This window comes from Pseudovibrio sp. JE062 (assembly GCF_000156235.1).
Classification (GTDB): Bacteria; Pseudomonadota; Alphaproteobacteria; order Rhizobiales; family Stappiaceae; genus Pseudovibrio.
In genome coordinates this window covers 195,106-217,147 of record NZ_DS996809.1, presented here as the reverse complement: position 1 = coordinate 217,147, position 22,042 = coordinate 195,106, and the positions used below count along the sequence as shown (strand labels likewise).

Genomic DNA, 22,042 nt, shown 5'->3' with positions numbered 1-22,042 from the left:
ACACTAAAAAAGGGCCGGTGCTATGCATCGGCCCTTTTCATATTCAAATCTGAAAGCAGACTTAAGCGTTTGCCAGCTCGCGTGCTTTTGCAACTTCAGCTGTTGCAGCTTCTGCCAGCTCAAGAGCTTTCAAACCGTCGAAACCGTTTGGAGAGATCTCGGAGCCGCTGGTCAGTGCGTCAACAAAGGCAGTCAGCTCAATGCGGTAAGCTGCTTCATAGCGTTCCATGAAGAAGTCCATCAGAGGCTCAGCAGTGTAACCTTCGCCGTTTGCAACAGTCACGGTGGTGGTGCGCATGTTCTCAGCAGAAACCATGCCCTTGGAACCGTGAACTTCCACGCGCTGGTCGTAGCCGTAGGTCGCGCGGCGGGAGTTGGTGATGGTGCAGATCTTGCCGCTTGCAGTCTTCAAAGTTGCAGTAGCAGTGTCCACGTCACCAGCTGCGCCGATCTCTTCAGAAACGATCGCGCTGCCCATTGCATTCACTTCAACAACTTCTTCGCCAAGCAGGAAGCGAGCCATGTCAAAGTCATGGATCATCATGTCTTTGAACAGACCGCCAGAGCGCTTCACGTAGTCAACTGGTGGCGGGGAAGGGTCACGAGAGGTGATCTGAACCATCTCAACATCACCAATCACACCAGCTTCGATCTGGCGCTTCACTTCAGCGAAGTTCGGGTCAAAACGACGGTTGAAGCCAACCATCAGCTTTGCGCCGGTCTCTTCAACAACCTTCAGGCACTCACGAACGCGGTCGCCATCCAGATGGATCGGCTTTTCGCAGAAGATTGCCTTACCAGCACGTGCCGCCTGCTCAATCTGCTCAGCGTGCAGATCGGTTGGGGTCGCGATGATCACAGCGTCAATCGCCGGATCATTCATGATGGCGTCCAGACCATCAACGCGTGCACCAGTCTGAGCTGCGATTTCTTTTGCAGCATCTTCAAACGGGTCGTACACAGCCGCCAGTTTTGCATTTGCAAGCTGGCTTACAGCTTTTGCGTGGGTTTTGCCAATACGGCCAGCTCCCAACAGGCCAATTGAAACAGTCATAGCTTATCTTTCACAACAGCGTTTATATCGCGCACTCCAGCAGAGTTGCCTGGTGGGTCTCCCAAAAGAAGGCGCGTTTATTAAACGCATGCTCCCGCTTAAGAATTTACGGGAACATGCGGATATCAAATGCCTCAGGCGTCCGCAGGTTTTGCGTCGCGCTGAGCAATCCAGTCATGGTCAGGGTGGTTCTGGAAGCGCCATTTGCGCATCGGGCCAGCCATCACATTCAGGTAGTACATCTCATAACCATAAGGCGAGCCACATGGGTGGTGACCTTTTGGTACAAGCACAACATCTCCGCTGGACATCGCAATCGCTTCATCCAGCTCACCATCTTCAGTGAACACACGCTGGAAGCCGAAACCCTGCTCCGGGTTGAGGCGGTGATAATATGTCTCTTCCAGATAGGTCATTTCCGGGAAGTTATCTTCGTCATGACGATGCGGAGGATAAGACGACCAGTTGCCCTGAGGGGTGTAAACCTCGGTCACCAGCAGGCTTTCTGCAAAGTCCTGATCTTCCATGGCGATTGGGTGGATGTAGCGGGTGTTAGCACCAACGCCGCGCTCAACGCTTGGAATGTCATCCGGGCCAATCACGCGGGCAGGGTAGCTGCCGTCCTTTGCAGGGGCAGTACACACAGCCAGTGTCAGCTTGGTAACAGCGGTTGCGCTCCACTCAGCTCCGGCAGGAACGTACACACACCATGGTTTGATGCGCTCAAACACGTTCTTACGCTCACCAAGGGTGCCAAAGTCCTGACCATCAGAGGTGATGGTCGCTTTGCCTTCCACGATAACCAGAATGGCTTCTTTGCCCTTCATCAGTTCCTTGGCGCTTGCGCCTGGCTCCAGATGATAAAGGCCAAAGCCAACGTAGCCCCAACCAGCGCTTTCAGGCGTGATGTCATGCACCTTGCCCTCTTTGCCATTAGGTTTTATGAGAAGCTTGCTCATGCGACTACCTTCTTATCAAGACCAGCGCTCACAGCCATCTCGCGCAGTGCTTTCAGGCCCATGCTCTGGTAGGTGAACGGATTGCGTTGATCAGGATCCTGTTCTGCTTCAATCACCAGCCAGCCTTCATAGCCATGCTCAGCTGCAATCTTCAGCACAGGTTCAAAATCAACGCCGCCTTCTTTATCGCCAGGAACGGTGAACACACCGCGGCGCACGCCTTCCAGGAAGCTCAGGCGCTCGCCTTCAACCTGCTCACGGATGGTTGGACGAACGTTCTTCGCGTGCAGGTGACGCACACGAGCCATATGCTTCTTGGCAACTTCAACCGGGTCCGCACCGCCAAACCATGCATGGCCAGTATCCAACAGCAGGTAGGTGTTCGGGCCGGTCACTTCCATAAAGCGATCGATCTCTTCACCAGTCTGTACCACAGTACCCATGTGGTGGTGGTAAACGAGGGAGATACCCTGTTCAGCGCAGTAAGCAGCAATCTCTTCCACATCTGCACCAAACTTTGCCCACTGCTCGTCAGCCAGCACAGGCTTGTCTGCAAGCGCGGTGTCATCAGCACCGTGGATTGCGTTGGAGGTTTCGCAGGTGATGCAAACCTTACAGCCCATTGCTTTCAGCAGGTCGAGGTGAGGCTGGATCGCCTTCTTCTCGTCTTCAACGCTGTGCGCCAGAAGGTTCAGAGAATGCCAGCCGGAAACAAAGGCAAGACCGTGTGGTGCCAGTGCAGCTTTCAGCGCTTCTGGCTCGGTTGGCATCTTGTGACCTTTTTCGATGCCGTCGAAGCCGATTTCACCGGCTTCTTTGAGGCACTGCTCCAGAGAAATGTGCGCACCGAGAGTACGGTCGTCGTCATTGCTCCATGCAATTGGGTTGGTTCCGTAACGGATCATTGGCCTTAGTCCCCCAAACGCTGATTGGTCAGCGCGCTTTCGTAGCCCTTGCGAGCTTCATTTACTTCTTTTCTTTTTGATACTTCCGGCACAGCCACATCCCACCAATGACCACCTTCCGGCATGGTTGGCAGCGGATCGGTGTCGATCACAATGCAGTAGGACTTGGTGCTAGCTTTTGCGCGCTCAAGAGCTTCACCCAGCTCTTCAATGCTCTTAACGTGCTCAGAGGTTGCCCCCATTGCACCCGCATGTGCAGCAAAATCGATGTTGGATGGCTCAACGTGATATGCGTCATCCAGAAGGTTGTTGAAGTTGTCACCACCGGTCGCCATCTGCAAACGGTTGATACAGCCGTAACCGCGGTTGTCCAGCAGAACCACGATGATCTTGTGACCCAGCATGACGGAGGTCGCCAGCTCGGAGTTCATCATCATGTAGCTGCCATCGCCAACCATGACGACCACTTCATTCTCAGGCTTGGCCATCTTAACGCCAAGACCACCGGCAATCTCATAGCCCATGCAGGAGAAGCCGTATTCCAGATGGTAACCACCCGGCTTGTCGGTCTTCCAAAGCTTGTGCAGTTCGCCCGGCAAGCCACCAGCCGCACACACAACAGTGGTGTCTGCGTTGGACGCACGCTGAACTGCGCCGATCACCTGCGCATCAGTTGGCAGCTCATTGCCGCCCTCAGGTGCTGCAGTTGCGCTCTCAACAGCGGCGAGCCATGTCGCACGGTGAGACGCACCATCGGTTTCAGCTTTCCAGTTGCCCAGATTCTGGCTGAGAGCCTGCAGGCCAACACGCGCATCACACACCAGCGGAAGTGCGTTGTGCTTACCACTGTCATAAGACGCGGCGTTCAGCTGCAAGATACGACGATCCGGGTTCTTAAACAGCGCCCAGGAGCCCGTGGTGAAATCCTGAAGGCGGGTGCCCACAGCGATGATCAGATCAGCATCTTCCGCAATCGCATTCGCAGCTGCAGAACCGGTCACACCAATACTGCCCAGATTCAGTTCATGGTCCCATGGCAGAGCGGACTTACCAGCTTGCGTTTCAGCAACTGGTACATTGTGTGTCTCAGCAAAGCTCTTCAGATCATCCGTTGCCAGAGAGTAGTGCACACCACCACCAGCAATGATCATTGGCTTCTTCGCAGCGCGGATAGCAGCAACAGCAGTTTCCAGCTCCAGTGCATCTGGTGCAGGGCGGCGGAAGTGCAGGGTGCGCTCTTCAAAGAAGCTCAGCGGCCAGTCAAATGCTTCTGCCTGCACGTCCTGACACATGGCCAGAGTCACAGGACCACACTCAACCGGATCAGTCATAACCGCCATGGCGCGTGGCAGAGCAGTCAGCAGCTGCTCAGGACGCTGAATGCGGTCATAGTAACGGCTCACAGGGCGGAAGGTGTCGTTTGCACTGACAGTGCCATCCTGAAAGTCTTCGATCTGCTGAAGCACAGGATCCGGCGCACGGTTTGCAAACACATCACCTGGAAGCAGCAGAACCGGCAGGCGGTTCACGTGAGCCAGCGCCGCAGCAGTCACCATGTTGGTCGCACCTGGACCAATGGAAGTGGTCACAGCCATCGCACGGCGACGGTTGGACGCTTTGGCATAGGAGATCGCCGCGTGAGCCATGCCTTGCTCGTTGTGACCGCGATAGGTCGGCAGCGTGTCTTGGGCGTGATAAAGCGCTTCACCAAGACCCGCCACGTTACCGTGACCAAAAATAGCCCAGACGCCAGCAATAAAGCTGTCTCCCTCAGGCGTTTTCTGGGCTGCTAGATAGCGAACCAGAGCCTGTGCGGCTGTTAATCTGATCGTACTCATGCAACTTCTTTCTTATCCGCTCGGGCCTGCTCCCAGACAGAACCGAGACCTTCAAATTTCGCAGCCATGTTCGCAATGGCTTCTTCGTCAGAAATGTTTCCGCCAAGCCACTTCTCAGCAGCTTCAGCAAAAATGGTACGGCCTACAGCAAAACCTTTCACAAGGTCATACTTGCCTGCAACCTCAAAGCTCGCTGCGAGCTCTTCAGCCGGTGCATCAAGGCCAAGAACAACAATACCGCGGCACCAAGGATCATTTTTCTTGATCGCATCACAAGCTTTCTGCCAGCCTGCGTCGGTCTTCAATGGCTCCAGCTTCCACCAGTCAGGGTAAACACCCAGATCATAGAAGCGCTGAATGATGGTCGCGGTGGTGTCATCATCAACCGGTCCAACCTTGGACGGGATGACTTCCAGCAAAAACTCAAGATTATTTTCGCGGCATGCATGCGCAAGGCGAAGGATCGTTTCTTCCTGACGGGCCTTCATCTCAGCGCTGTCGTCCGGATGGTAGAAGCACAGCACCTTAACCACGTGCTCAACCGGCCATTCTGCCAGCTGTGAGCCAAGGTCCGGACCAATCTCCAGCTCCAGCGGGCGAGAGCCCGGTAGTTCAACAGGGCGGCCAATCCAAAGACCGGATCCGGTTGCTTTGAACAGAGCTTCCTCACCAAGACGGCCATCACACAAAATACCGTAGTCGTCACCACCAGCACGAACCTGCTGAGCAGCTTTGAGGCAAAGCTCTTTAAACTCAGGGATCTTGTCTTCAGAAGCGCCAACTTTGGCAGCCATGTCTTCCAGCTGAGAGCGATGGTCGAAGGCAAACACCTTCATGTTGGACCAGTCGCCCTTGCGGTTAGTCGCCCAGTGGATCTGCTCCAGCTTCTTGTCTTTACGCAGAGCGTGCTCGGTAGAACCGTTCTCAAGGAACCACTGCAACTCTTCCCAGCTTGGGTAAGCAGGTGCACAGCCGTGACGGGAGACTGCAAACGCACCACATGCATTGGCATAGGTGAGGGTGGTTTCCCAGGTCTCATCCTTCAGCCAGCCACGCAACAGGCCGGACATGAAGCCGTCACCAGCACCAAGCACGTTGAACACTTCAATCGGGAAGCCCGGACCGGACTTGCCGTCATCAAGGCTCGCGCCAATCTCGTCTTCAAACACCACAGCGCCCATAGGGCCACGCTTGCAAACCAGAGCAGCCTTGCTGACCTTACGCACGGCGTTCAGGGCTTCAAGGGTATCGGTAGAACCGCCAGCGATATGGAACTCTTCTTCCGTACCCACGATCAGATCAAATAGGTGCAAGTGCTTTTGCAGCTCCGCGGTCACTTTCTCAGATGCGATGAAGCGCTCTTCACCATCACCATGACCAGCAAGACCCCAGAGGTTCGGGCGGTAATCAATGTCCAGAGCAGTGCGGGCGCCGTTCTCTTTCGCAAGACGCAGCGCTTTAAGAACAGCAGCTTCTGTGCGTGGGTGCGAAAGGTGCGTACCGGTAACAGTTACACAGCCAGCTGAGGCGATGAATTCAGGATCAATGTCATCTTCGCACAGTGCCATGTCGGCACAGTTCTCACGATAAAAGATCAGCGGGAACTGTTCCTTATCGCGAATACCTAGAATAACAAGTGCAGTCAGACGCTCTTTGTCGGTGACAAGGCCATCGACACAAACGCCTTCTTTAACCAGCTGCTCGCGAATGAAGCGGCCCATGTGCTCGTCCCCTACGCGGGAGATCAGGGCAGACTTCAGCCCAAGACGAGCTGTTCCCACTGACATATTGGTTGGTGACCCGCCGACATACTTATTAAACGAAGACATGTCTTCAAGTCGGCTGCCAACCTGCGTTCCATACAGGTCGACCGATGACCGGCCGATTGTGATGACATCAAGTGATTTCAACGGATTCTCCCAATCAGGTACTAGCATTTCCTGAAAGATTACATATTCCAAAAATAATCACAAGTGGAATGTATGTTCAAAATAGAATGAGCTTCATTCCAAAATTTGGGGAAGCTCTCTTCCATTTTCGGTGCTGTGTGGGCTTCCCTTTGATTCCTTAGAGATACTCTAGGAGAGGGAGGTCCACTTTCGTGCATCGCCAACTGCAACAGCGATAGAAGTTGCAAGGCACATGGTTGTGGAGAGTGAACGGAAAGCGCCGTGCTCTGCCTCATTTACCTCCAGAACGGTTGAAGAAACGCGGGCGATTGGAGACAGAACACTGTCCGTCAAAGACACCACCGCCACGCCGCGACCAAAGGCCTTGCTGGCAAACTCAACCACCTCTGGAGAGTAGGGGCTGAAGGTCGCCACAAACAATGCATCGTTCTCATTGATGAACTGAACACGCTCTTCTAAAATCCCTCCCGTGTATTCCAAAAGATTGGTTCTGACGCCCATCTTGCCCAATGTATAGTGCAAGTAGCTAACCACCGGGTATGCACGCCTAAGTCCCAATAAGTGTATGTTTTCTGCAGCTGACAGCGCTTCGATGGTGCGTTCCAGCGCCACCGTATCCACTTGCCGCAGCAAATCATCCAGCGACTGCTTGGAGCGTTCCACGAAGTTGCCCAGAATGCTGCCAGGGGTGTTTGTTCCGCTTTCACGGATCTTGGTCAGGCGCTCTGTATACTCAGAGCTGCGGCCAACCAGTTGCCCCTGGAAGATCTGCTGCATCTGCGAGAAACCATCAAACCCCAGTGTTTGCGCAAAGCGTACAAGAGTAGACGGCTGCACGCCTGCAGCACTGGCAATCTCCGCTGTTGTGCCGAGAGCGATTCTGTCCGGATTTGCTAATGCGTACCGTGCGCACTGCAAAAGTCTCTTCGGCATGCTCTCCGAAAGAGTACTTATTCTAGCCTTCAGGCTCTCGTAATCCGAGGGAATGTCTGGGCTAATTGCATCTAAATTCTGTGTCATGAAAAAAATCTATTCCAAAACTTGAAAAACCGCAATGTACGTTCTATAAATTTGGAATGAATTTTCCGAATTGGAAAAATTTGGATGAATTCTACGATTGTAGGGCCGGTAACACGCGCTCTGTCCATCTACCTTGTATCTTGCAGATCCAGCACGGATTTGCCGCAAACAGGCTTGCGTTGATATAAAAGGGGATGGGTGCTTTCGCCCGTGGGACGGCTGAGCACTACAATATATGCGGAGACGCATTCGAACTCTGGTGTTTATGGACGAGATACACACCGGACTTCTAGGGGAAACCCTGACTTAAAATTGGCATGCGCCAATCTTGGGAGGTTTATATGAAAAAGACTTTACGCGCGTTCGTAGCTGCTGCTGCGATCATGACTGCACCTGCTGTAATGGCTGCTGACATTATTGTTGTGAGCCACGGCCAGGCAAACGACCCATTCTGGTCTGTTGTTAAAAACGGTGTAGACAAAGCAGCAAAGGACAGCGGCGCAAACGTTTCTTACCGTGCTCCAGAAACTTTTGACATGGTGGCCATGAGCCAGCTTATCGATGCAGCCATCGTTCAGGAGCCGGACGGAATTGTTGTGTCCATTCCAGATGGCGACGCGCTTGGTCCATCCATCACCAAAGCAGTGGAAGCTGGCATCCCTGTCATCTCTATGAACTCCGGTAGCGACGTGTCCGCAAGCTTCGGCACCCTGCTTCACGTAGGTCAGGACGAGTTTGACGCTGGTAAAGCAGCAGGTAAGAAGCTTGCTGACATGGGCGGCAAGGTCGGCATCTGCGTCAACCAGGAAGTGGGCAACGTTTCCCTCGACCTGCGTTGTGAAGGCTTTGCAGCTGGCTTCGGTGGCAACGTGACCGTTGTTCCAACCAACAACGATCCGGCAGAAGTAGAAGCTAAGATCAAAGCGACTCTGGAATCCAACGAAGACATCGACACCATCATGGGTCTTGGTGCTTCTCTCGTGGGTGAGCCAGCAGTAGCAGCGGTTGAAGCTGTCGGACGCACTGGTGAAGTAAATGTAGCAACCTTCGACATGTCCGCAGGCTTCCTGCAGGCAGTTGTTGACGGCAAAGCAGCATTTGCAATTGACCAGCAGCAGTTCCTGCAGGGCTACCTGCCAGTTATCTTCCTCGCTCTCAATGCAGAGTATGGACTTATTCCAGGTGGCAACGTTCCATCCGGTCCAAACCTGATCACTGCTGACAAAGCAGGCCAGGTTGTTGAGCTGTCCGCTCAAGGCATCCGCTAGGACGTATCCCCGAAAAGTGAAATTCGGTTTTCGGGTAAGGATACGTGACTGGCTCTAAGGAGCTTTGCTATGGGAGGGGTGCACACATCCCTCTCATCCATGCAAACTGAGGGAAATAAAATGTCCGATCTTGCTGTTGAGAGCGCGGACGAAAGAGTAAAAAAAATCTCGCTCATCTCCCGGCTCATGAAGCGTCCGGAACTCGGCGCTATTGCTGGCCTTGCTCTCGTAACAATCTTCTTTCTTTTCACTGCTGACTCCAAGATGTTCACCCTTGCGGGGGTCATGAACTTCATGACGCCTGCTGCCCAGCTCGGCATTCTGGCAATCGGAGCAGCACTTCTCATGATCGGCGGCGAGTTTGACCTCTCCGTTGGCTCCATGGTTGCGTTCACAGGGCTGATCTTCGGCGCGGCAATGGTCACCTTTGACCTGCCGTTGTTTGCAGCGATTATTGTCACCTTCATGGCGGCAGCTGCGATGGGTGCCCTCAACGGGCAGATCGTTATCCGCACAGGTCTGCCGTCCTTCATTGTAACGCTAGCGTTCCTCTTCATCTTGCGTGGTCTGTCTCTGGTTGGCCTCAAGGCTGCAACTGGTGGCTCCACCCAGCTCCGCGGCATTCGTCAGGAGTTTGAAGGTTCGTGGTTGGCTGAGTTCTTCAGCGGCGAAGCGTTTACACCCCTGTTCTACTGGTTGGCGGAAGCTGGCTGGATCGACACCTTTAAGTCCGGCAAACCAAAGGTCGACGGTGTTCCGGTTGACATCATCTGGTTCCTGCTGCTCGCTCTTGTGGCTACCTGGGTGCTTCTGCGCTCCCGCTATGGCAGCTGGATCTTTGCAGCTGGCGGCGACAGCAACGCAGCAAGCAACTCCGGTGTTCCGGTGCGCAAGGTCAAGATGTACCTGTTCATGTTCACCGCATGTTGTGCAGCGCTTGTCGCAATCCTCACCGTGATGGATGCAGGCTCCACCGATGCCCGTCGTGGCTTCCAGAAGGAGTTTGAGGCCATCATTGCAGCGGTGATTGGCGGTTGTCTGCTCACCGGTGGTTACGGGTCAGCAATTGGTGCATTCTTTGGCTCCATCATCTTCGGTATGGTGCTGATCGGCCTCAGCTACACCAATATCGATCAGGACTGGTATCTGGTCTTCCTCGGTTCCATGCTGCTGATTGCGGTGTTGTTTAACAACATGATCCGCAAGCGCGTCACAGGGGAGCGCTGATCATGACATCACCTATCGTAGAGATGAAGAACATCGAAAAGCACTTCGGTTCCGTAATTGCTTTGGCTGGTGTTTCCTTCTCTGTAATGCCCGGCGAAGTGCATTGTCTGCTTGGTGATAATGGTGCAGGTAAATCCACCTTCATCAAAACCATGTCCGGCGTGCACAAGCCAAGTAAGGGCGAGATCTTCGTTGACGGTCAAAAGCAGGTCTTTGAAAGCCCGCGCGATGCAATGAATTCTGGCATCGCAACGGTGCACCAGGATCTGGCCATGATCCCGCTCATGTCCATCACCCGCAACTTCTGGCTGGGCCGCGAGCCAGTCAAGAAGTTCGGACCAATCTCTTACTTCGATCACAAGTACGCAAACGAAGTGACCATGGAAGAGATGTCCAAGATGGGCATCAACCTGCGCGAACCGGATCAGGCCGTGGGTACATTGTCTGGTGGTGAGCGCCAGACAGTCGCAATCGCGCGCGCCGTGTACTTCGGCGCGAAGGTCCTCATCCTTGACGAGCCGACTTCAGCTCTGGGCGTACGCCAGACTTCAAACGTGCTCTCGACCATGGATAAGGTCCGCAAGAAAGGTGTTGGCGTCGTGTTCATTTCGCACAACGTTCGCCACGCCATGGCAGTGGGGGATCGTTTCACAGTGCTGAACCGGGGCAAAACCCTCGGCACTGCGAAGAAGGGCGAGATCACCGCTGAGGAACTACAAGACTTGATGGCTGGCGGGCAGGAGCTTGCCAGTCTGGAGGCATCATTGGGCGGCACCGTGTGATGCGTATTTCCGAGAACTAAACTCAGTTCCCGGTCCAGGCATACGCAACATACAGGTTGTTCAATGACACATTGAGGAGCGGCATTACCCGATCGTGCCGCTCCTTCTTTCTAGCAATGCTCCGTTTCAAAGCGCGTTCTGTGGGAACCAATTAAGAACAAGAACCCGCTTCGCTCTGGGAGCACTTTCAGGATTACTGAGATGGAAAAAATCGGCGTAGGTCTGATTGGAACCGGATATATGGGCAAATGTCATGCTCTGGCATGGAATGCCGTATCCGGTGTGTTTGGTGGTGAGCTCAAGCCAGAACTGGTAACGCTTGCTGAGGTGAATGAAGAGTTGGCAGCAGCGCGCGCAAAAGACTTCGGCTTTGCCAAGTCAACGGGCAACTGGCGCGATATGCTGGCCGATCCTGATATCCATATTATCTCGATTACCACGCCGAACGAGTTCCACCCGGAAATGGCGATTGCAGCACTCGAAGCTGGCAAGCACGTTTACTGCGAAAAGCCAATGGCACCTTCTTTTGAAGATGCCCAGAAGATGCTCGAAGCATCCCGCAAGTCCGGCAAGAAAACCTTCCTCGGCTACAACTACATCCAGAACCCGATGATGCGCCGTATCCGCGATCTGCTCAACTCAGGTGAGATCGGCGACGTGCTTCAGATCCGTCTTGAGATGGACGAAGACTTCATGGCCAACCCGGATGATGAATGGGGCATCAAGAGCGGCGCAGCTTCCGGTTTCGGTGCTCTGGATGACTTCGGCGTACACACCATGTCCCTGCTCATGGCACTGGACCTGCGCATTGCTAAAGTCATGTGTCACATGACCAAGCCTTACGCAACCCGCAAGGACGCATCCGGCAACGACAAGACCGTTGAAACCTACGATGCTGCTACCGTGCTGTTTGAACTGGAAAATGGCGGCAATGGTACTCTGCAGCTCAACCGTTCCGCATGGGGCCGCAAAGGCCGCATCGCCGTACAGATCTTCGGCTCCAAAGGCTCTATCGTTTATGATCAGGAACGCATGAACGAAATGCACGTCTACAAGGCGGAAGGTGACGTCGCAGGGCAGGGCTACACCACCATTCTGGCTGGTCCTGCACACGAACCATACGACCGCTTCATTCCGGCTCCGGGCCACGGCCTCGGCTTCAACGACCTGAAGATCATCGAAGTCAATGAGATCCTGAAGAGCCTGCAGGGACAGGAAAGCCACCTGATCGACTTCGAGCGTGGCATCTTCATCGAAGGCCTCGTTCAGTCCATGGCCAAATCCCACGAACAGTCTGGTTGGGTCACGGTTTAAGATCCATAGATATTGGGATGAAAAGGGTGCTCTAAAGCGTATCGCTGAAAAGTGGGAACCGGTTTTCAGATAAAGATACGCGGGAAACAAAGGCTAAAGCAGTTCATGTGCTTCAACGAAAATGCGAACTGCTTTAGCCTCGCCCTTTTTTGTGCGGTGATTTCTCAGCCACAAGGTCTTCAGCGAAAAAAAAGATTTAACCCCCTAAAAGCCTTTGGGAAAACTCTTTGAGGTGCTGGACAGACAAACTTTCCCACCCTATAAGACCCTCACCTCAGCGGGGCACACTGCCCAACGCGACAGGCCCGGATAGCTCAGTTGGTAGAGCAGCGGATTGAAAATCCGCGTGTCGGTGGTTCGAATCCGCCTCCGGGCACCACTTATCTTCTTGAAATTGTTGGATAGTAACCCACCAAACAATTGGTGTGTCGTTAGCTTGGCATTTCACTCCATCTGCTCGCTAAACTCCCCCCCATCAAACCGAAACCTTCACTCCTGTCTTAATCGGGTCCATCGAAACGAAGGTTTTGAATTTTTTGATGTTTCCGTTTTTGAAGAAAATGCGGCGGGTGAATTCTTCGTAGGCGGACATGCTTTCAACGACGACGACCAGCACAAAGTCAATCTCTCCCGTAACATAGAAGCATTGCTGGACTTCCGGGGCATCGCGGAAGATTTGCTTGGCGTCGTCGATATCGGTTGGCAGTTCGCTGACCAGTTCTACCTCAACAAAAATTGTGATCGGCAGTCCCACCATCGTTGGGTCAACAACAGCGACATTGGCAGCAATAACCCCTTCGGCTTCCATACGCCGGATACGGCGCTGGACAGATGGGGCGGACAAGTTGACGGCCTCGCCAATCTTTTGCTGAGAGGTGCGGTTGTCCGTTTGGAGGATGCGCAAAATGGCGCGGTCATATGAGTCTAGAGGCGTCATGTGAAAGATTATTGCATATCGCGAATGCATATTCAGTGCATTTTTCACGTTTGATGAAGTATTAATTCAGATGACCAATTGAAATGCAGCACGCTGCTTCTCGGGAGAATTTCATGGCTGACTTTGCCCATCGTCTTCAGGCCCTTCGGCATGAGTTTCATCAAAATCCCGAACTTGGCTTTCAGGAGGAGTGGACCAAGGCACGGATTGCTCGCCATCTTCGTGAGTTGGGCATTGAAACCCATGAGGGCGTTGGTGTTGTTGGCGTGCTAAGAGCGGGTAACAGCCATAAAGCCATCGGCATACGGGCGGACTTTGATGCGCTGCCCATTGCCGAGCTCAACGAGTTTGCGCACCGGTCTCGCAATGAGGGTGTGATGCATGCCTGTGGTCATGATGGACATACCACCATGCTGCTGGGGGCTGCTGAGCTTCTGGCCAAATCTCCTGAGTTTGACGGAACGGTTGTGCTCCTGTTCCAACCCAATGAAGAGCATGGGTTAGGTGCGCAGGCCATGATCGACGAAGGTGTCTTGCAGAATTTTCCAATTGATGAGGTCTATGGACTGCACAACCTGCCCGGAGAACCTGTTGGACGGATATCTACCCGGGCAGGAGTAATCTGCTTTAGCGAAAGCCTGTTTGGGATCACCATAAAAGGGCAGGGTGGGCATGCCTCAATGCCACAGGCTGGTCGCGAGACAATGACCCCTGCAGCTGAACTGGTTCTGGCGCTTCAAACCATCGTCTCCCGAAAGCTGCCACCGTCTTCTGGGGCTGTCGTTTCAGTAACCGAGTTTATCACCGATGGTCAGCGCAACGTCTTGCCGGGGCACACGCTGCTGAAAGGAGAAGTCCGTGCTGCAGCTCCAGAATACCGAAAACAGGTCGAGATCCATCTGAAGCAGATCGCAGAGGGTGTTGGTGTGAGCCATGGTGTCGATGTTTCTGTGGAGTTCCGCACGGAGTTTATTGAAGCGATCAATGATGCCGATGCCGCTTCTCATGTGATTGAAGCAGCCAGAATGATGGGGCTGGAGCACGATGGCGCCCGTTCATCCATGACATTTTCTGAGGACTTCGCAAACTTTGCGGCGCAAGTCCCCGGTTGTTTCCTTCTGATAGGAAACGGCACGGAAGGTGCCCACGCCAAACCATTGCACGCAGCTGACTATGATTTCAACGATGAGCTTCTGGAGACGGGAGCTCGGTTCTGGGCTGAGTTGGCAAAGCAGCGTCTCCCAAAAGGCGAGTAAGCAGGAGTATCCCTATGTCCAAAAGCATTTCGTACATTAAAGGGTATCCCGATTTTGGCCCGGCAGCGTTCTCCGTTTTGCCCGAAACTGCTTTCGCTCAGGCGATTGCCGAGATCACCCAATGGGAAGGATACGCACCCAGCTCGTTGTTTTCTCTTCAATCTTTAGCGCAGGAGATCGGGGTAGGGGCGATCCTCTATAAACATGAAGGTCCTCGCTTTGGTCTTGGAAGCTTCAAGGCCCTAGGCGGGGCGTATGCTGCGTTGCGTGTGCTGCAGCGGGAGGTATCACGCCGCACCGGAGACGAAGTCTCCCTCTCAGATATTCGTGAAGGGCACTACGCAGATCAGGTGAGCAACATCACCTTGGCATCCGCAACCGATGGCAATCATGGGCGGTCTCTTGCCTGGGGATGCCAGAGATTTGGTGCGCCCTGCAAAGTCTACATCCACGCGGAAGTCAGCGAGGGCCGTGAGCAAGCGATGCAGGAGCTGGGTGCAGAAGTCATTCGTATCGATGGCGACTACGATGCATCCGTTGAAATGTGTCGGAGTGAAGCTGAGGCCGCTGGTTGGTTCGTGGTTTCTGACACATCCTGGCCCGGCTATACAGAGCCCCCAAGGGATGTGATGGCTGGCTATGGTGTCATGACCCACGAGATTTTTAATGATCTGGAGAGCCCGCCGACCCATGTATTTTTGCAGGCTGGAGTAGGGGGAATGGCAGCAGCCGTTGCTGCTTCATTACGGCAGCACTGGAAGGATGAAGCCCCAAAAGTCTGCATTGTTGAACCGGACCTTGCTGCTTGTCTGTTTGAGAGCGCCAAGCAGCGGCAGGCCGCATCCGTTGAAATTGGCGAAGAAACGATCATGGCAGGCCTGTCCTGCGGCGTGCCCTCTCCAATGGCCTGGGAAATCCTGACCAGCGAATGCTCTCATTTTCTCACCATCAGCGATGACCTGATCGCCCCGACAATGCGCCGCCTCGCACACCCCCTTGGCAATGACCCAGCCATTCAGGCAGGCGAAAGCGGCGTCGCCGGCCTCGCCGCAGTGATTGAAGCCTCCAAAGACCCGAACCTCAGTTCCGAGCTGGACCTTACCCCAGAATCCAGCATCCTCCTGATCGGCTCAGAAGGCGTCACCGACCCTGAAATCTACGCTCAGATCATGGAAGACAGCTAGCTGTAGCTGTCTCCCTCTCAAACAGGCGTCACCACGGGTGTTTGCGAAACTGGATCAGCATAAACGTTGGTTGCGATTTCATAAACGGAGCTCACCAAAGACGGACTGACCACATCGTGTGGGGTGCCTTCTGCGAAGAGGGCGCCGTTTCGCATGACGATGAGGTGGTCGGCGTAGCGGGAGGCCTGCGCGATGTCGTGGAGGACGACGACGACCGTGCGGCCCTGACTGTTGAGTTGCTGAAGCAGATCCAGTGTTTCGTACTGATAGCGGATATCCAGATAACTGGTGGGTTCGTCCAGCATGATGTAGGGCGTATCCTGAGCCAGACACATGGCGATGAAAGCCCGTTGGCGCTGGCCGCCGGAAAGGTCCTTCAAAGCACGATCCTTGAAGCTGTAAAGCCCGGATGTGTGTAGGGCCTCTTCAACAATCTCAACATCGCGGCGACTGCGAATGCCCAGTATGGATTGATGCGGCGCGCGGCCATAGCCAACCAGCTGCTCAACGCTGATCCCAGTCGGTACAACAGGGCTTTGCGGCAGAAAAGCAATCTGCCGTGCAACGGTTTTAGCAGGTAGCCGATGGATCTCCTTCCCATCAACGGTGATGCTGCCCGTGTTGAGTTTGTTGATCTGACCAATGGTCTTCAGCAGCGTCGACTTTCCGCAGCCGTTAGGACCGATCAAAGCGGCATAACTGCCTTTCTGGATGGTCAGGTTGATGCTTTGAAGTGAAAACTCTTCGTAGCCAGAAGTCACGTTTGAAAGAACGATGCTCATGCGCTCTGTCCTTTTTGAGATCTGCTCATGATCCAGATGAAATAAGGGGCGCCCAGCATGGCGCTCAGGATACCTGCGGAAACCTCAATCGGGGGCGCAATGGCACGCCCGACAGCATCCGCCAGAACAACCAACAACGCCCCCACCAGCGCAGCTGTTGGCAGCAGCACGCGATGTCTGCCTCCAACCAGAGACCGGCTGATGTGAGGAGACATAAGGCCGATAAAGCCGATCACGCCCACAACGCCCACAGAGATGCTGGCCAGCAACGTGGCGACACCCAGCAGCAACAGCCGCATCTTGTTGGTGCTCTGGCCCAGACCGCGAGCCGTCTGGTCCCCCAGTTGTTGCAGATCCAGTTGATAGGACAGCACCATGGTCAGACCCAGCAGACCGATCAGTGGCAGCCAGATAGAGTGCACATGCGCCCATGTGCGCGCCCACAAGGAGCCGGTCAGCCACACAAGTGGATTGGAGATCTCCAGCGTGGCAGCTGTCACCAGCAGGTAATCAACGCCTGCATCACACACCATGCCCACCGCAATGCCCACCAGAGCGAGACGGGCAGGAGAGACCTGTCGCAAATGCGCTGCAAACAGAACAATCACGGCAGCAACGATGCCACCTAAAGCAGCAGCCACGGGCAGGTAGCTCACGGGCATCTCAGGCAGGAACATGATCGTTCCCAATGCTGCCAGCGCTGCACCGGAGTTGATGCCCATGATCTTAGGGCTCGCCAACGGATTTCGCACAATCGCCTGCACAATCACACCGGAAACTGCAAGGCTCGCACCGGCCATAAGGGCAATCAGAACCCGGGGCAAGCGCGACTTCCAGATGATGTAAGTCTGCTTTGGCCCTTCAAGATCAAACAGGCTGTTGACGATCACATCCAGCGGAATGCTGACAGCACCCACACCAAGGCTGATCATGCTGGCAGTGATACAGGCAATGAACAACAGCAGCTGAACGCGAAACGCTCTGGTGCCGCGATGGGTTTTAAAATCCACCCGCCACTGCGGAGGCGCAGAGGTCTCGGAGAGCACGCTCATCAGTCAATCTCCTTGGCGGTGATGGTCAGGTAAAGGAAATAGGGTGCACCAATCAAAGCGGAGACCACGCCAACGGCTGTCTCCTCAGGAAAGTTGATCAGCTTGGAAACGCCATCTGCAACCAGCATTAGGGTCGCGCCGCACAGCATCACGGCGGGAACCAGAACACGGTGATCCGTCCCAAACCCGGCACGGCACAAATGCGGAATGATGAGACCCACAAACATCACAGGGCCTGCAACGGAAACAGATACACCGGTCAAAATAGAAGCAAGTAGAATGCCGAACAGCAGGGTAAAACGTGGGTCTGAGCCAAGCCCCTTCGAGGCAGCTTCTCCAAGCGCCATCAGGTTGAGCTTGTGAGACATGAAGAATGTCATCACGCCGCCAGCCAGACACCACGCTAGCAGAGGCGTGGCCTGCTTCCAGCGCACATCAGCAATGTCACCGGTTGTCCATTGAATAACGGAAAGCGCTAGTTCGTCATCCAGCGTAAACGTAAAGCGCACCAGCGCAAATGCAAAAGCACTGACAGCCACACCGGAAAGGATCAGGCGCAGAGCGCTTAATGTGCCCTTCAATCCACCCGCCAGCGTCAGGGTCAGTCCACCAGCAAAGGCGGCACCCAGCACGGCCATGGTGTCTATGTTGAAGATCACGAGGGAAGGGAATACCAGTCCAATGGCTATGCCAAGGGCTGCGCCCTGGTTGATGCCGAGGATGGAGGGAGAGGAAAGCGGGTTGCGCGTTGTGGCCTGCAGCAGCAACCCGGCAAGGCCCAGGTTGGCGCCAATCAACGCGGCAATCAGGGTGCGTGGGGCACGGATGTCCCAGATAATGGAAAGGCTCTGTTCATCCAGCTGCGCAGACAGCGCGCTCAGAATCTGATCAAAGCCGATATCTTGCCGGCCACCTGTGGCAAGGGACAGCGCCGCTCCTGCGAGCAGCGCCATCCCCATAAGGCTCCAGTACATGGCAGTCAATGGCATGTGCGGATCTTAGTTCTGAACTTGCTTCATGATTTCAAGCAGATCAGTGGCGGTCATCTCTGCAGCCACCATGCCGCGCAGACGAGACCACACATGTGCTTCCACATGGAACACACGGTTGTTCTTCACGGCGCTGATGTTTTCGTAAAGCGCTTCACCCTTCCAGCCATCAGCAAACGATGGTGTGGCATAGGGACCAAGAATGAGAATGTCCGGGTTGACCGCAGACAGCTGCTCCAGAGAGGTCTTCACATAGTTGGCTTCATAAACCGCACCATTGGTCGGCTTCATGCCGCTGGCAAAACCAAAGCCTTTCAGCAAAGAGCCGTTGTAAGACACAGGGGAGTGCAGCCACAGACCCTTGGCGTTCGCTACACCAAACTGGATCTTGTAGTCGCCAGCATTTTTGAACTGCGCGCCAATCTCCGCCATCTTGGCCTTGTGCGCCTCAACACGGGCTTTCATCTCATCGGCTTTGCCAACAGCAGCACCAATGGCTTCCAGCTGCGCAATCGCGGATGGGTAGTCGCCGCCAAGGCTATCAAACACCACGGTTGGGGCGATTTCGGAAAGGGTCTCATAGGCCGCCGTGTGACGGGTCTTATCAGCAATGATCAGATCCGGACCCAGTGAGGCAATCACTTCAAGGCTTGGGGTCTTGCGGGTACCAACAGAAACCCAGTCATGACCAATCTTGTCGGTATACGCGCTGATAATGCGATCACGCTTCTTGTCGTCCGCAACACCCACTGGTGCCACACCAACAGCAGCCAGTGCGTCCACAAAGCTGTACTCCAGCACAACAATGCGCTGTGGCTGATCAGGAACGGTGGTGGTGCCCAGCTCGTGTTTGACGTCCCGTGCAGAAGCACCAAAGGCAACAAGTGTGGAAAGGGCTCCGGCAATGGCAGCGGCGAAAAGATTGGTTTTCATGAGCTTGACTTCTCAAAAGGATTAGCAAAAGCAACGGTTGTGTTCCGAGCTATTGTATACCTGATAATTATAGTCAAGTTTAAATAGGAGTTTTAACCTCATATTTATTCGTTAACGCAGGCATCCGGTGGATACCTGCGCAAAACCACTTAAGACGAAGGTTGCTCCGACATCTCGTCCACTTCCATTTCCTTGGCCACTTCTTCGTCCGCCAGAATAATCGTTTGCGGTGTCGCTGTGCGGGTTGGAGCCGAAGGAACAAACACACTCTTCTCGCTCTCCGCCACAGCAGAACGCTGAGTAAGGCGCCACAGGGTGAAGGCAAGAATGAGCGCATGAGCCGCAAAAGTGGACATGAACAGACCGATCGACCCGAACACGCTCATCAGCACACCGCCCAGAAACGGCCCGATCATGGAACCCACACCCAGCATCAGCAACAAGCCACCACTGGTCTGCATGGCATCTCCCGCATCCGCGTGGTCATTCGCGTGCGCAACCAGCACAGGGTAGAAGGTGTAGATTGCCGCGCCAAAAATCACAGCAGACGCAATGGCAATATTGGCGCTGCTGGTATCGGCAAACAGGAAGATACAGTCCGCCGCCAGCGCGACCATGGCAATCGCAATCACCACAAAGCGTCGGTCTGTGCGGTCAGAGATCATGCCAATCGGCACCTGTGCAAACGCACCTGCCAGAATGGAAGCACTCACAAACAGCGTAATACTGGCAATCGGCAAGCCAACCTGACCACCATACACCGCTGCCAGTGTGCCAAAGCTACCGTTGGAAACGCCCGTTAGCGTAACAGCCACCACGGCCACCGGAGAGTTCCGCCACAACCGTTTCAGATCCAGCTTCACCTGCGCCAGTGGAGCTGGGGCAGGGGTGCGGGTGACAGCGGTAGGAATAAGCGCCACTACATAAAACATTGAAGCGATGACAAAGAACTCAAAGCCATCAATCGGTCCCATGGAAAGCACGACCTGACCCGCAGTGGTCGCAGCAAGGTTCACCATAGTGTAGGTGCCAAAGATCACGCCGCGGTTGCCCGGGTTGGAGCGTTCCGTCAGCCAGCTCTCAACAATCATCGCCGCACCGGCAAAGGCAAAGCCAGCCAGAGAACGGAAAGCAACCCATGCAATCGGGTCAACCAACAGTGAAGAGGCAAGCACAGAAAGACAGGCCAGCGATGCCATCACACCAAAGGCGCGAATATGGCCCGCCCGCTGCACAATCTTCGGCACGCTTAAGCAGCCAGTCACATAACCAATCGCCCAGCCCGTACCAAGCAGACCGAGCGAGAGAGAAGAGAACCCCTCAAACGTACCACGCAGAGGCAAATGCATGCCGGTTACACCACCGGCAAAAAACAGAAAGGCGGACCCCAGCAGTAAGGATGCAATGGGAAGCAGGAACTGGCGCATGGCAACTACTCAGAAAATGGGCAGGTATCCCTGAAAAGACGAAGCCCCGAAAATCACAGTAGACGATAGAACCACACCCCCACCCAAAACGCGACAGCTTTCTTCACACACCCCTGTTTGAGAACACCTTTTCCCAAAATCCCCAAACCTCCACGGAAACGCAGCGTAGGAAACGGGAAGATGATCACTAATGCTTAAGGCGCACCCCACACAAACATTGAGCCATCGCCCTCAAACAGGGTAGGTATCAAAACAGGCGCACCGTTTGTGGTGATTCATGAGACATGGGGGGATTGGGGTGATTTTGTTTCAGAAGGCTTCGGCGTTTTCGATGGAGCAGTTGCATCGGGTGATGGTCTCGGCGTTTTCCGATTATGTCATTCAGATGGAAATGCCTCTGGCGGATTTTGAGAGGATGATCACCACTCGTGGGTTTGATCCTGAACTGTCTTGGGTGGCTGTTGAGGATGAGCAGCCGGTGGGCTTCTGGTTCATCGGCAAACAGGCAGCGTATCCGGGTGCTATCTATGCCGTCTCAACTGGTACCGTACCAGACGCGCGTGGAAAGGGCATTGCCAGCAAGCTCTTTGCCAAGGTTGAAGAGCATGCCTTGAAAGCAGGTTACGGCAAAATCCAGCTGGAGGTGATCACCAGCAACACGACGGCTGTCAAAGCCTATGAGAAGCTGGGCTTTGCAACGGAAAGACACTTCCAGTGCTTCAGCCTGCAAAAGACTGCGTTTTCTCAACGTTTAACCACTGCTCGACCTATCATTGCTTCATGGAGCGAACTGGAGCCACTGGCCTCTGAACTCTGGCAAATGCCACCAAGCTGGCAGAACTCTGCTTACGCGGTCTGTGCTCTGGATGATGAGGCAGCCTCCTACAAGATTGAGCAGGATGGAAAGCTCGCTGCCTATATCACCTTCACCCGCAAAACCGGCTCTGTCATGCAGCTTGCTGTCGCGCCGGAGCATCGCGGCAAGGGCTTTGCTTCAGCGTTGATCGCCACAGCTTTCGCCAATGTAGAGAAGGAAGCGCTGACCTTCATCAACGTGGATGAAAGCGATGAGACCATCATGCAGGCCCTGCCAAAGATGGGGGCAATAAAAACGCTGCAGCAGTATGAGATGCACAGGCCATTGCAAACCATGGCCCAGCATGCTGAAGAGAGCGAATTGACCACATCCTAAGCCGAGTATGATC

19 protein-coding genes and 1 tRNA gene are annotated in these 22,042 nt (G+C 54.4%); 8 read left to right on the top strand and 12 right to left on the bottom strand.

Going from position 1 to position 22,042, the window contains the following annotated elements:
* Window positions 1–61 precede the first annotated feature (61 nt).
* From iolG to PJE062_RS13340, 6 genes are all read right to left on the bottom strand, one after another.
* On the bottom strand, window positions 62–1,054 hold the full coding sequence (gene iolG, locus PJE062_RS13365; protein WP_008549805.1) for an inositol 2-dehydrogenase: 993 nt from the start codon (window positions 1,052–1,054) through the stop codon (window positions 62–64).
* A gap of 134 nt (window positions 1,055–1,188) precedes the next feature.
* The gene (gene iolB, locus PJE062_RS13360) at window positions 1,189–2,013 is read right to left on the bottom strand and encodes a 5-deoxy-glucuronate isomerase (RefSeq protein ID WP_008549959.1); all 825 of its coding nucleotides are present in this window, start codon (window positions 2,011–2,013) and stop codon (window positions 1,189–1,191) included.
* Window positions 2,010–2,918, bottom strand: a complete 909-nt coding sequence (iolE, locus tag PJE062_RS13355; RefSeq protein WP_008549775.1) for a myo-inosose-2 dehydratase — start codon at window positions 2,916–2,918, stop codon at window positions 2,010–2,012. The genes iolB and iolE overlap by 4 nt, the downstream gene beginning before the upstream one ends.
* A 5-nt stretch (window positions 2,919–2,923) precedes the next feature.
* Window positions 2,924–4,756 (bottom strand): 3D-(3,5/4)-trihydroxycyclohexane-1,2-dione acylhydrolase (decyclizing), encoded by a 1,833-nt coding sequence (gene iolD, locus PJE062_RS13350; protein WP_008550098.1) that lies wholly within the window; start codon window positions 4,754–4,756, stop codon window positions 2,924–2,926.
* Window positions 4,753–6,693, bottom strand: coding sequence for a 5-dehydro-2-deoxygluconokinase (gene iolC, locus PJE062_RS13345; protein WP_198136864.1), 1,941 nt, complete (start codon window positions 6,691–6,693; stop codon window positions 4,753–4,755). The genes iolD and iolC overlap by 4 nt, the downstream gene beginning before the upstream one ends.
* Window positions 6,694–6,834: 141 nt before the next feature.
* Window positions 6,835–7,686: a MurR/RpiR family transcriptional regulator gene (locus PJE062_RS13340; RefSeq protein WP_008549568.1), complete on the bottom strand. Its 852-nt coding sequence runs from the start codon at window positions 7,684–7,686 to the stop codon at window positions 6,835–6,837.
* 341 nt (window positions 7,687–8,027) lie between these two features.
* Here PJE062_RS13340 and PJE062_RS13335 point away from each other — a divergent pair, with 341 nt between their 5' ends.
* The 5 genes from PJE062_RS13335 to PJE062_RS13315 all read left to right on the top strand — a co-directional run bounded on the left by PJE062_RS13335 (window position 8,028) and on the right by PJE062_RS13315 (window position 12,656).
* The gene (locus PJE062_RS13335) at window positions 8,028–8,954 is read left to right on the top strand and encodes a sugar ABC transporter substrate-binding protein (protein WP_008549715.1); all 927 of its coding nucleotides are present in this window, start codon (window positions 8,028–8,030) and stop codon (window positions 8,952–8,954) included.
* Window positions 8,955–9,074: 120 nt separating this feature from the next.
* Window positions 9,075–10,181 (top strand): ABC transporter permease, encoded by a 1,107-nt coding sequence (locus PJE062_RS13330; protein ID WP_008549515.1) that lies wholly within the window; start codon window positions 9,075–9,077, stop codon window positions 10,179–10,181.
* 2 nt (window positions 10,182–10,183) lie between these two features.
* On the top strand, window positions 10,184–10,963 hold the full coding sequence (locus PJE062_RS13325) for an ATP-binding cassette domain-containing protein (protein WP_008549691.1): 780 nt from the start codon (window positions 10,184–10,186) through the stop codon (window positions 10,961–10,963).
* Window positions 10,964–11,164: 201 nt separating this feature from the next.
* A complete protein-coding gene (locus tag PJE062_RS13320) occupies window positions 11,165–12,277 on the top strand; it encodes a Gfo/Idh/MocA family protein (protein ID WP_008550096.1) in 1,113 nt (370 codons plus the stop codon).
* 303 nt (window positions 12,278–12,580) lie between these two features.
* Window positions 12,581–12,656: transfer RNA gene (locus PJE062_RS13315), tRNA-Phe, on the top strand.
* A gap of 96 nt (window positions 12,657–12,752) precedes the next feature.
* Here the strand turns inward: PJE062_RS13315 and PJE062_RS13310 are convergent.
* Entirely contained in the window at window positions 12,753–13,214 is a 462-nt protein-coding gene (locus PJE062_RS13310; RefSeq protein ID WP_037036903.1) for an Lrp/AsnC family transcriptional regulator, read from the bottom strand.
* Window positions 13,215–13,327: 113 nt separating this feature from the next.
* Between PJE062_RS13310 and PJE062_RS13305 the strand changes: the two genes are divergently transcribed.
* Both PJE062_RS13305 and PJE062_RS13300 read left to right on the top strand, forming a co-directional pair.
* Window positions 13,328–14,470 carry an amidohydrolase gene (locus tag PJE062_RS13305; RefSeq protein WP_037036900.1) on the top strand — a complete coding sequence of 381 codons (1,143 nt, stop codon included), beginning with the start codon at window positions 13,328–13,330 and terminating at the stop codon, window positions 14,468–14,470.
* A 14-nt stretch (window positions 14,471–14,484) separates the two neighbouring features.
* Entirely contained in the window at window positions 14,485–15,654 is a 1,170-nt protein-coding gene (locus tag PJE062_RS13300; protein WP_008549870.1) for a diaminopropionate ammonia-lyase, read from the top strand.
* 17 nt (window positions 15,655–15,671) lie between these two features.
* Here PJE062_RS13300 and PJE062_RS13295 read toward each other — a convergent pair whose 3' ends face one another.
* The 5 genes from PJE062_RS13295 to PJE062_RS13275 all read right to left on the bottom strand — a co-directional run bounded on the left by PJE062_RS13295 (window position 15,672) and on the right by PJE062_RS13275 (window position 20,837).
* Window positions 15,672–16,436 (bottom strand): ABC transporter ATP-binding protein, encoded by a 765-nt coding sequence (locus PJE062_RS13295; RefSeq protein ID WP_008549493.1) that lies wholly within the window; start codon window positions 16,434–16,436, stop codon window positions 15,672–15,674.
* Window positions 16,433–17,488, bottom strand: coding sequence for an iron ABC transporter permease (locus PJE062_RS13290; RefSeq protein WP_008549811.1), 1,056 nt, complete (start codon window positions 17,486–17,488; stop codon window positions 16,433–16,435). The genes PJE062_RS13295 and PJE062_RS13290 overlap by 4 nt, the downstream gene beginning before the upstream one ends.
* On the bottom strand, window positions 17,488–18,477 hold the full coding sequence (locus tag PJE062_RS13285) for an iron ABC transporter permease (RefSeq protein ID WP_014285022.1): 990 nt from the start codon (window positions 18,475–18,477) through the stop codon (window positions 17,488–17,490). Before PJE062_RS13285 ends, PJE062_RS13290 begins: the two co-directional genes overlap by 1 nt.
* A 9-nt stretch (window positions 18,478–18,486) precedes the next feature.
* Window positions 18,487–19,410 (bottom strand): Fe(3+) dicitrate ABC transporter substrate-binding protein, encoded by a 924-nt coding sequence (locus tag PJE062_RS13280; protein WP_008549973.1) that lies wholly within the window; start codon window positions 19,408–19,410, stop codon window positions 18,487–18,489.
* A gap of 149 nt (window positions 19,411–19,559) precedes the next feature.
* Window positions 19,560–20,837 carry an MFS transporter gene (locus PJE062_RS13275; protein ID WP_008550037.1) on the bottom strand — a complete coding sequence of 426 codons (1,278 nt, stop codon included), beginning with the start codon at window positions 20,835–20,837 and terminating at the stop codon, window positions 19,560–19,562.
* Window positions 20,838–21,135: 298 nt separating this feature from the next.
* On the opposite strand from PJE062_RS13275, the gene PJE062_RS13270 reads away from it, so the two are divergent.
* Window positions 21,136–22,029 carry a GNAT family N-acetyltransferase gene (locus tag PJE062_RS13270; protein WP_208982302.1) on the top strand — a complete coding sequence of 298 codons (894 nt, stop codon included), beginning with the start codon at window positions 21,136–21,138 and terminating at the stop codon, window positions 22,027–22,029.
* The last annotated feature ends 13 nt before the right edge of the window (window positions 22,030–22,042 follow it).